Annotated in this window: 7 protein-coding genes; 3 read left to right on the top strand and 4 right to left on the bottom strand. The window is 75.2% G+C overall.

Annotated features, from left to right (window positions below):
* Positions 1–89: 89 nt before the first annotated feature.
* Positions 90–650 (bottom strand): helix-turn-helix domain-containing protein, encoded by a 561-nt coding sequence (locus tag AC07BF_RS34925; protein ID WP_400844994.1) that lies wholly within the window; start codon positions 648–650, stop codon positions 90–92.
* A 93-nt stretch (positions 651–743) separates the two neighbouring features.
* On the opposite strand from AC07BF_RS34925, the gene AC07BF_RS34920 reads away from it, so the two are divergent.
* Complete coding sequence (locus AC07BF_RS34920; protein WP_363589553.1) at positions 744–1586, top strand: alpha/beta fold hydrolase; 843 nt, start codon at positions 744–746, stop codon at positions 1584–1586.
* 76 nt (positions 1587–1662) lie between these two features.
* Here the strand turns inward: AC07BF_RS34920 and lanL are convergent, their stop codons facing one another.
* From lanL to AC07BF_RS34905, 3 genes are all read right to left on the bottom strand, one after another.
* Positions 1663–4206: a class IV lanthionine synthetase LanL gene (gene lanL / locus AC07BF_RS34915; RefSeq protein ID WP_478334422.1), complete on the bottom strand. Its 2544-nt coding sequence runs from the start codon at positions 4204–4206 to the stop codon at positions 1663–1665.
* A gap of 38 nt (positions 4207–4244) precedes the next feature.
* Positions 4245–4412: an SflA family class IV lanthipeptide gene (locus AC07BF_RS34910; protein ID WP_363589549.1), complete on the bottom strand. Its 168-nt coding sequence runs from the start codon at positions 4410–4412 to the stop codon at positions 4245–4247.
* Positions 4413–4635: 223 nt separating this feature from the next.
* A complete protein-coding gene (locus AC07BF_RS34905) occupies positions 4636–5298 on the bottom strand; it encodes a helix-turn-helix domain-containing protein (protein ID WP_363589547.1) in 663 nt (220 codons plus the stop codon).
* Between the two features lie 461 nt (positions 5299–5759).
* Between AC07BF_RS34905 and AC07BF_RS34900 the strand changes: the two genes are divergently transcribed.
* Together AC07BF_RS34900 and AC07BF_RS34895 are read left to right on the top strand one after the other, a co-directional pair.
* Positions 5760–7178 (top strand): family 2B encapsulin nanocompartment shell protein, encoded by a 1419-nt coding sequence (locus AC07BF_RS34900; protein ID WP_363633677.1) that lies wholly within the window; start codon positions 5760–5762, stop codon positions 7176–7178.
* Positions 7165–8613, top strand: a complete 1449-nt coding sequence (locus AC07BF_RS34895) for a SufS family cysteine desulfurase (protein ID WP_400845000.1) — start codon at positions 7165–7167, stop codon at positions 8611–8613. Before AC07BF_RS34900 ends, AC07BF_RS34895 begins: the two co-directional genes overlap by 14 nt.
* The last annotated feature ends 100 nt before the right edge of the window (positions 8614–8713 follow it).

The raw sequence follows: 8713 nt of genomic DNA, 5'->3' as shown, positions 1-8713 counted from the left end.
CACCCAACCCCCCCCCCCCCCCCCCCCACCCCCCCGCCCCCTCCCCCCCCCCCCCCCCCCCCCCCCCCCCCCCCCCCCGCCGTTTCGTGTTACTCCATCGGGGACGGGCCGGCGGCCGGCGGCGCGGCGGGGAAGAGGATCGGGCTGAGCAGGTACGGCTCCCGGCCCGGCCCCGGCCCGTTCGCCAGCCGGGGCTCCAGGACGGCACGCAACTCGCCGCTGAACTCGGCGAGTTCCGCCGGGTCGAGCCAGAACGTGCCCTGCCGGTAGGCCACTCCCCGGGCGGCCGGGTCGGCGTCCTCGCGGTCGAGGTAGGCGTTGAACTCGGCGATCAGGACGGCCATCGCGGCGGCGAAGCCCCGGCGGTGGTCCTCCCGCGTCATCGTGGCGGCCACGGCGGCGTCCACGACCGGACGGTCCTCGCGCAGCCGGTAGTGCCGCTCGACGGCGCCGCGCACCCGGCGCTCCTCGGCGACCTCCAGGAAGCCGGCCTCGGCGAGCAGCGCGACGTGCCGGTACACCGTCACCTTCGACACGCCGGACAGCCGCTCGCACAGCTGCGACGTGGTGAGCACCTGCCCGCCGGCGAGAGCGTGCACCACACGCAGGCGCACCGGGTGGAGGAGGAGGTCTACCGCGTCGAGGTCCATTGCCCCACGATTTCACAGTCGCTATCTTTATCAAAGATGAAAACAGTGCGCCCGGGAGACGACCCGGGTGCCGGTTCCCAGGGGGGAAGCACCATGCGCCAGACGAACGGGCGGGCCATCACCGTCAACGGGCGATCGCTCTACGTCGAGGAGTCCGGACACGGCACGGACGTCGTGCTCTTCGAATCGGGCCAGGGCCTCGGCCGCGTCTCCTGGGACCCGGTCCTGCCGCTGCTCGCGGACCGTGCCCGGCTGGTCGCCTACGACCGCGCCGGCTTCGGCCGCAGCGCCCGCACCGACGCCCCCCTCGACCTCGACGACTTGGCGGCCGACCTGGTCGCCCTCGCCGAGGCCGTCGCCCCCGGCCGGTTCGTCCTGGTCGCCCACAGCATGGGCGGCCTGGTCGCCCGCCTCGCGTACCAGCGCCTCGCGCCCCGGCTGCGCGGCATCCTGATGGTCGACACCACACCGGAGACCGCGCCCGCCTTCGACACCATCGACCAGATCGCCCGCCGCGTCGACCGCACGCTCGCCATCGGCCAACCCCTGGTCCGCAGCCGCCTGGTGGCCCGTCTGCTCAGCGGCACCGCCCGCCGGGTCTTCCCCACCGACACCTACGAGACCATGCTCGCCGAGGACTTCGTCCCGGCCGGCCTCGCCCAGACCCGCCGCGAGTTCCGCGCCGTCGCGGCCGCCGTCCCCCGGCTGCGCGCCGAACCCCCGGCACCCCCCGTCTGCCCGACCGTCCTGCTGTCCGCCGACCGTCCCCGCCGAGGCGGCGAACGCACCCACCCCGCCCTCCAGGAACACCAGCGCCGCTGGACCGAAACCCTCCCCGACGGCCGCTACGAGACCGTCGCCGCCGGCCACTTCATCCAGGGCGAGCGGCCCGACGTGGTCGCCGCCCGGATCCGCGAACTCCTCGACCGCGGCTGAGCGGTGGGCCACCGGGCCTCGGTCGACCGGCCGCAGAACGTCCGCCCGTCCGACCCGATCGCCGACCTCGGCCGGTTCACGCCAGCGGCAGCAGTCCGGGCACCGGGCCGCCGCGACGGGACAGCCGGCGCAGGAACGTCAGCACTCCGGGTGTCCCGACCGCCCAGGCGCGGGACTCTGCGGTCGGGTCGCCGCCGGGGAAGACCGGGCGGCCCGCCGGCCCGCCGGCGCGGGTGAGGAGCAGGGCTGCCAGCTGCTCCGCCGCGTGCCAGTGGCGGGAGTCGCCGGTGGCCGCGGCGAGGTCCACGAGGAGGTCGCCGACTCCGGCCAGGCCGCAGCAGCGGACCACCAGGGCGGTGCGCGGGGCGAGCGTCCGGCAGGTGTCGGCCGCGTCGGCGGCCAGGGCGAGGAGGGTGTCGTCGCCGTACCGGATTCCGGCCTGGACGAGGACCGTGCCGAGGCCTGCCAGGCCCCGGCACCAGGAGAGGTAGCGGCGGGTCGCCCCGGGCCGCAGGGCGGCCGCGCTGAGGCGGGGAAGGTCGGCGGCGAGTCCGTCGACGATGCGGCGGGCGGTCCGGCGGGACGCCTCGTCGGGCCGGGCGAGGAGGAAGTGGGCGATGCCCGCGCGGCCGTGCGCGAAACCCTCGGCGAGGGCGGCGGTGCCGGGGTTGGGCTCCTCGCCGGGATCGTCGAGGGGCCGGGCGGTCAGTGCCGTGGCGCACGCGCCGGCCGCCGCGAGGTGCCGGCCGGTGTCCCGGCCGAGGGCGGCGAGCAGCAGGTGGGCGGTGCCGAGCCCGGCCGCCCCGGCGATCTGGTCGGCCCCGGCGGGCTCGTGGTGGCGGTGGTCCGAGGACTTCGTACCGGGCGGCTCCGTACCGAGGGTGGCGGCGGCCCGGGCGAGGAACAGGTCGGCGCCCGCCCGGCCCTGGTAGAGCGAGCCGTCGAGGCGGTCGAGCGCCGGGTGGCCGGCCGTCCAGTCGGCCAGGGCCGTGGCGGCGGCCCGGGCGTCGGGGCGGTCCGCGTGCTCCAGCAGTTCGAGGCCGAGGCCGGCGGCCCCGTCGTAGAGCGACAGCAGGGTGCGGGGTTCGGCGGCGCGCGGGTCGGTGGCGACCAGCTCGCGGGCCATCCGCACGCAGGTGCCGACGGTGTGGTCGACGGCCTCGCCGAGCGGGGCCCGCCGCGGCCCGGCCGAGCGCCGTGCCGGGGGTCGGCCGAGCGGCCTCCCGCCCCGCAGGCCGGCGGCGGCGGCCGAGCGCCGGTCCCCGTCCGGGCTCACCAGGCCCGCGACCAGGGCCACCGCGGAATCCGCCGAGTCCGAAGGGCCGGGGAGGGCCGCGCGCAGACAGGCCAGGGTGCGGTCACGGTTGGTCGCCGGGTCGGGGTCGATCACCACCGGGTCGAGGCCGGTGAGGGCGTGGTGCAGCGTGGTGCCCAGCGCGTAGTAGTCCTCGGTGGGGTCGGTCCCGGTGGCGCCGGGCAGCCCGTAGCCCGCCGTGGCCCCGGGCGGTCGGGCGCCGTCGAGGGCGCTGACGCCGAAGTCGACCATCGAGCAGCGGCCGGCGGCGCCGAGCACCACGTTCGCGGGTTTCAGGTCGCAGACCACCACGCCGCGCGCGTGCACCGCGTCCAGGGTCCGCAGCAGTCCGCGCGCCAGGTCCCACCAGTCGCGCCCGCCGGTGCCCGGCCCGGGGTCGTACGGGCCCGCGGCGAGGACGTCGCGCCGCAGGTCGCGCGGCCCGCACGCGCCGCTGACCAGGTACTCGTCGGCGCCGTGCCGGAAGCAGTCGACCAGCACCGGTACCCCGGGCACCCCGGCCAGGGCGGTGAGCACCCGGCGTTCGTGCCGGAGCCGGCCGCGCGCGTCGGTGCCCGCGCCGTCCTCGCCGACGTGGGCACGGGCCTGTTTGACCACCACCTCGCGCCCGGTGGCGAGTTCGACCGCGCGGTAGACGTGGCCGTTCGGCGAGCGGGTGATCCCTGCGGTGATCCGGTACCGGCCCTCGCCGACCCGGGTGGTCGGCGGCCGGGCGGCGGCCGCGACGGGCGTGAACGGGTCGCTCGCCCAGGGCGGTTGGCGGTAGCGGGCTTCGGCCAGGCCGGGGAAGACCGACCCGTCCGGGCCGGTCATGCCGTAGTCGGCGCCGTCGTCCGTGACCCGGAACAGTCCGTAGCGGTAGTAGACCGGCGCGTCCGGCCGGAGCCGGCGGTCGCTCACCACCCGGGGCCCGGCCCAGCCGGCCAGCGCCCGGGCCAACTCCGTTCCCAGCGCGACGAGGTCCGCCTCGTCCGGGTAGACCGTGACGGCCTTGCCCACGGCCGCGGGGCCGCGCAGCCCGCTGTTGAGCTCCCGCAGCACGGCCGCGCCCGCCGCGAACTTCGCGTCGCAGGTGCGGCGCAGCAGGATCGGGACCACCGCGTCCAGTAGCTGCGGGAGTTGGCCCTGCCGGGCGGACAGGTGGAGCTTCCAGCCGTGGGCGCGCGCCGGCATCCGCGGGTCCTGGAGGTACCACCACTGCCCGTCGGTGTGCAGCGGGCGGCGCGGGCCGGGCGCGGCGGCCGCCAGGTCGGCGACCCGGCGGCGCAGTGCCTCGGCGGAGCCGGGGTCGGGTGGTGTGGTCATCGCTCCGCCCCTCCCCCGGTCCGCTTCCTCGGTACGGGTCAGCAGTCCACGGCGCACTCGAAGCGCGTCGGAACGTAGGTGACCCACGGGTCGGCGAGACACGCGACCGGGGCGAGGTCCGCGTCGTGCTCGTCCTCGAAGACGATGGCGTCCTCGTCGATGTCCAGCAGGCCTGCGTCGCGGATCTCGGTCACCACTGCGCTCATGGGTGGTTCCTCCCTTGGGGGTTGGACCTGCTCTCCTGGATCACGCCGGGCGCGCGGGACACCTGGGCACGCTGATGCGACGTGACCCGCAAGAGGGGGCCTGGGCCGGTGTTCCTTGCGGTTGGCGCCTCATGCTAGCCACGCCGACCGGTCCGCGACAGGGGTTCGACACCGCCAACTCGGCCGCTCAGCACCGCGATTCCCGGCGACCGGAACGAACCGTTCAGTCGCTCACCAGGCGGCGGCCGGTGATCTCGTCCGGGCTGATCCGGATCCAGCAGGTCCGGTCGCCGCCGGCCCAGGGGATGGCGCCGGGGAGGCCGGCCAGGTGGTGCAGGACGGCGGGGTCGTGCACGTGGTGGGCGGTGCCGAGGAGGAGGACGCTCCAGCCCCGGCCGAGGTATTCGTCGATGTGGTCGATCTGGAAGGAGAGCGAGGTGCCCTCGGCCGGGGCGCCTCGCTCGGTGGTGCGGTAGGCGATGGCGGCGTCGTCGACGACGTAGTTGACGGGGACGACGACCGGGCCCGGCTGGAGCGGCAGGGCGATGCGGCCGACGCCGTGGGTGCCGATCAGCTCCCAGCACTCGGGTTCGGTCAGGCCGAACAGCCGCGGGTGCGGGCCGGGGCCGCCCTGGCCGGGCGGGGCGTCGGCACGGCCTTCGAGCAGTTCGCCGCGGCTGAGGCCGAGTGCGGCGGCGATCCGGACGAAGCCGCCGGGATCGAAGGCCGGTCCGGCTTCGAGTAGGTAGCGGAGGTAGCGGGGGGCCATGGCCGCCTGGTGGGCGAGGTCGTCCTCGCTGAGGCCGAGTTGTTCGCGCCGCTCGGCGATCCGGCCGGCCACGGCGGCGGGTTCGGCCCGGTCGACGGCGTCAGGGGTGTCGTTCACGGTGGTGGCTCCTCGGCTTGCCGGCGGGTGCCCGGGGTCGTGTCCCGGGGTCGTGTCCCGGGGTCGTGTCCGGGCGGTGACCAGGCCGGATCCATCCAAGCGCCCGGCGTGCGCCAAGTCGAGGAACGGCGGGGCGCCGTGCGTGTCGGCCCCGGCCGGGATGTTCGACGCGGGCCGGGACCGGTGGCGGGCCGAGGGCACGGGCCCCGACCCGGCCAGCTCCAAGATCAACTTTCGAACATCTCACATCTGCTTATAGATAAATTCATACGATCGGGTGAGTTTGGCGACGGTGCACACCCGATGGTTTGCACCGGTCCTCACGGCCCCTCATCGAACACGCTCACGCCCCCTCGGTGCGGCCGGAACAATCGTCGCGGCGGGTCGGCCGAGGCCGAATCCCCGCCTCCGCAACGAACTTGACGCCAACTCAGTTCTCCCGACCAGAACAGGGGCCAGCCATGACGACCGAGACCGTCCAGCAGAGTCAGCAGAGCAGGCAGAGTCTCAGCACCTCAGCCGCCAGGAACCTGGCCACCACCACCAAGACCGCGCCGCAGATGCTCGGGATCACCCCCCGCTACCTGCTGCGCGCCCTGCCCTGGGTGGACCTGGAGGCCGGGGTCTACCGGGTCAACCGCCGCCGGGGCTTCATCCTCGGCGACGGGCAGATCAGCACCTACGTCAACGGCGACGGCGCCTCCCGGGTGATCGCCGAGGACCTGCGCGAGCTGCCCTTCCTCAGCCAGGTGGACAGCCCGCTGCTCACCGCCCTCGCCAACGGCTTCGTCGAGCGCGAGGTGGCGCCCGGCGAGCTGATCGTCGACGCCGGTGCCCCCGCCGAGCAGCTGCACCTCATCGCGTTCGGGCGAGCCGAGCAGCGCGCCACCGGGGAGTACGGTTCGGACGCCCTGATCGCCGTCCTCGGCGACGGCGACTTCTTCGACGCCACCGCCTGGGTCGACGGCACCCCGATGCCCTACCGGGTCAAGGCGGTCAGCGCGTGTACCGTGCTCTCCCTCGACCGCCGGATGCTCGTCGAACTCGCCGACCGTGAGCCGTCGTTGCGCGCTCAGCTGGACGCCTTCGGTAACGACCGCCGGGAGCCCGCCGACCGCGAGCACCCGATCGACCTCACCTCGGGCCACTCCGGCGAGCCGTACCTGCCGGAGACCTTCGTGGACTACGAAGAGGCCCCCCGCGAGTACGAGTTGAGCATCGCGCAAACCGTCCTCAAGGTGCACACCCGGGTCGCGGACGTCTACAACTCCTCGATCGACCAGGTCCAGGCCCAGCTGCGGCTGACCACCGAGGCGCTGCGCGAGCGCCAGGAGTGGGAGATGCTCAACCACCCCGAGTACGGGCTGCTCAACAGCGTCGTGCCCAACCAGCGCGTGCGCACCCGCAAGGGCGCGCCGACCCCGGACGACATGGACGAGCTGCTGGCCCGGGTCTGGAAGCAGCCGGCGTTCTTCCTCGCCCACCCGCGGGCGATCGCCGCGTTCGGGCGCGAGTGCACCCGGCGCGGGGTGCCACCGCAGATCGTGGAACTCTTCGGCAGTCCGTTCCTGACCTGGCGCGGCGTCCCGCTGCTGCCCTCCGACAAGCTCGACCTGAAGGGCTCGGCCACCTCGGCGCCCGGCACCACGAACATCCTGCTGATGCGGGTCGGCGAGGACCGTCAGGGCGTGGTGGGCCTGCGCCCGTCGAAGGTCCCGGACGAGGTGGAGCCGGGCCTCTCGGTGCGGGCGATGGGCGTGGACCGGCAGGCCATCACCTCGTACCTGGTCACCAGCTACTTCTCGGCCGCCGCGCTGGTGGACGACGCCATCGCGGTGCTCCAGAACGTCGAGGTGTCGAACTACCATGACTACTCCTGACGGATTCGGGCGCGGTACCGGGGTCACCGGAGTGGGTCGACCGCCGCTCGACACCGGCTCCTCGACGGGCCCGGGAAGCGGCCTGGTACCCGGCCCGGTCCCGCTGCCCGCAGCGCTCGCCCACGCGGCGGGCGGTCCGCGGTACTGGCTGCCGCAGCAGCCGGACCAGGCGGCCCGGGCCGACCCCGCCACCCCGCCCTCCGCACCGCCGGGCGGGTTCGACGTCGAGGCCGTCCGGCGGGACTTCCCCCAGCTGCACCGGGAGGTGAACGGCCACCCGCTGGTCTGGCTCGACAACGGGGCCACCACCCTCAAGCCGCGCCAGGTGGCCGAGGCGGTCGCCGAGCACTACTCGATGGGCACCTCCAACGTCCACCGCGGTGCACACACCCTCGCCAAGCAGGCGACCCAGGTCTACGAGGAGGGCCGCGAGGAGGCCGCCAAGCTGCTCGGCACCCAGGACGCCGGCGAGATCGTCTTCGTCCGGGGCACCACCGAGGCCGTCAACCTGGTGGCACAGTCCTGGGGCCGCGCCAACCTCGGCGTGGGCGACGAGATCCTGGTCTCGGCGGCCGAGCACCACTCCAACCTGGTGCCCTGGCAGCTGATCGCCAAGGAGCGCCGGGCCCGGATCCGGCCGATCCCGCTGCTCCCCGACGGGCAGCTCGACCAGGACGCCTACCGGGACCTGCTCGGGTCGCGGACGAAGCTCGTCGCGCTCACCCACGCCTCGAACGTGCTGGGAACGGTCCCGCCGGTGGCCGAGATGACCGCGCTGGCGCACCGGTACGGCGCCAAGGTCCTGGTGGACGGCGCACAGGCGGTGAGCCACTTCCCGGTGGACGTCACCGCGCTGGACGCCGACTTCTACGCCTTCTCGGGGCACAAGATCTTCGCCCCGACCGGCATCGGCGTGCTCTTCGGCAAGCGCGAGCTGCTGGAGGCCATGCCCCCGTGGCAGGGCGGCGGCAACATGATCGACTCGGTGGGTTTCGAGGAGACCTCCTACGCGCCCGTACCGCACCGGCTGGAGGCGGGCACCGGCCACATCGGCGGGGTGGCCGGCCTGCGGGCGGCGCTGCGGTACCTGGCCGGGCTGGACCGCCAGGCCGCCACCGCGTACGAGGAACAGCTCACCGCGTACGCCATGGGCGCGCTGGCGACCGTCCCCGGGCTGCGCCTGATCGGCGACGCGCCGGAGAAGATCGGGGTGCTGACCTTCCTGCTCGCCGGCACCGACCCGATGGCCCTGGCCGGGGCGCTCGACCAGCAAGGCATCGCGGTGCGCGCCGGGCACCACTGCGCGCAGCCGGCGCTCGCCGCCTTCGGCCTGCAGAGCGCGGTGCGGGCCTCGCTGGCCCTGTACAACACCGTGCAGGACGTCGACGCCCTGGTGTCCGCCCTCCAGGGCGTCCAGGCGGCCTCGGCGGGGTAGGCCGGGGCGGCGGGGGGGGGGGGGGGGGGGGGGGGGGGGGGGGGGGGGGGGGGGGGGGGGGGGGGGGGGGGGGGGGGGGGGGGGGGGGGGGGGGGGGGGG

This window comes from Kitasatospora sp. NPDC043950 (genome assembly GCF_056435345.1).
The sequence above is the reverse complement of the archived record's forward strand: the minus strand, read 5'-3'. Positions and strand labels throughout refer to the sequence as shown.

What these genes read in the sequence shown, in the direction of transcription:
- AC07BF_RS34925 (WP_400844994.1), bottom strand. Translation starts at nt 650, where the DNA reads ATGGACCTCGACGCGGTAGACCTCCTCCTCCACCCGGTGCGCCTGCGT.
- AC07BF_RS34920 (WP_363589553.1), top strand. Translation starts at nt 744, where the DNA reads ATGCGCCAGACGAACGGGCGGGCCATCACCGTCAACGGGCGATCGCTC.
- lanL (WP_478334422.1), bottom strand. Translation starts at nt 4,206, where the DNA reads ATGACCACACCACCCGACCCCGGCTCCGCCGAGGCACTGCGCCGCCGG.
- AC07BF_RS34910 (WP_363589549.1), bottom strand. Translation starts at nt 4,412, where the DNA reads ATGAGCGCAGTGGTGACCGAGATCCGCGACGCAGGCCTGCTGGACATC.
- AC07BF_RS34900 (WP_363633677.1), top strand. Translation starts at nt 5,760, where the DNA reads ATGACGACCGAGACCGTCCAGCAGAGTCAGCAGAGCAGGCAGAGTCTC.
- AC07BF_RS34895 (WP_400845000.1), top strand. Translation starts at nt 7,165, where the DNA reads ATGACTACTCCTGACGGATTCGGGCGCGGTACCGGGGTCACCGGAGTG.